At 58.8% G+C, this 815-nt stretch carries 1 protein-coding gene; it reads left to right on the top strand.

What is annotated here, in order from left to right:
* Positions 1-250: 250 nt before the first annotated feature.
* The coding region (locus OQK_RS01105) for a hypothetical protein (protein WP_038860258.1) at positions 251-815 on the top strand (565 nt) is incomplete at its 3' end.

Below are 815 nucleotides of genomic sequence, written 5' to 3'. Positions count from 1 at the left end.
CGAGACTGGCGGAAGACAGCCGGAGTCGAACCTGCCCGGGAACGGATGCCGTCTCCAACCAGGTTTGAAGCCCGGCCGCGCCGCTGATTGTGCGTCGGCATCGGCCTGCGCATCTCCGAGTGCAGACCTACCGTCCGTCGCAAACCCACTTTCAACTGTCAGATCTGACAGTAGCGAACTTCTCCCGCCCGGTATCTGATATCTCCATCCCGGCCAGCCCTCCCTGGCCGTCTCATCAGGAAGGTGTGCCATGGAAAAGACGCAACCCGACAACACTGTCATGACGCTGTATCCGGTGATAATTCCTGTTGCCACCAAGAACGTGATCACTGACCCGCCAGCAGAGCCACCGACAGTCACCTATGGCTTGCCGTTGGACGTATTCACGGAGCTCACGCGCGATGAAATCAACGCCGCTGGTGTACAGGTGGTGGTCGATCCGCCTGAGGACGTTGGTCAATATGGCAGTATCAGACTCTTCGTCAACGGTGAGCAGAGCGGCGGTGCACAGACAGTCGTCAACGCGAGAATGGTCTTTCCCGTTTTCCAGAGGGCACTTCACGACGGCGTCATCAACACCATCCAATACATTCTGAAAAACGTCGCCGGCAATGACAGCAAATCCATCGAAGCGTGGGCCCTCTACAACGACACGTTGCCCGGCGGCAATGATGTGCCTGGCACCGGTGATCATCCGGGGCTGCTGATCAGTCTGCCCGAAGGGCTCGGCAACCCGGCGGTGATTGACAAGGATCAGGCCGCCAAAGGCGTACTCCTGACGTTCGATTACCCTCATTGCCGCGCCTACGATGAGG

Origin of the sequence: Pseudomonas sp. R62 (assembly GCF_000257605.1) — a bacterium.
Lineage (GTDB): Bacteria > Pseudomonadota > Gammaproteobacteria > Pseudomonadales > Pseudomonadaceae > Aquipseudomonas > Aquipseudomonas atacamensis.
The sequence above is the reverse complement of the archived record's forward strand: the minus strand, read 5'-3'. Positions and strand labels throughout refer to the sequence as shown.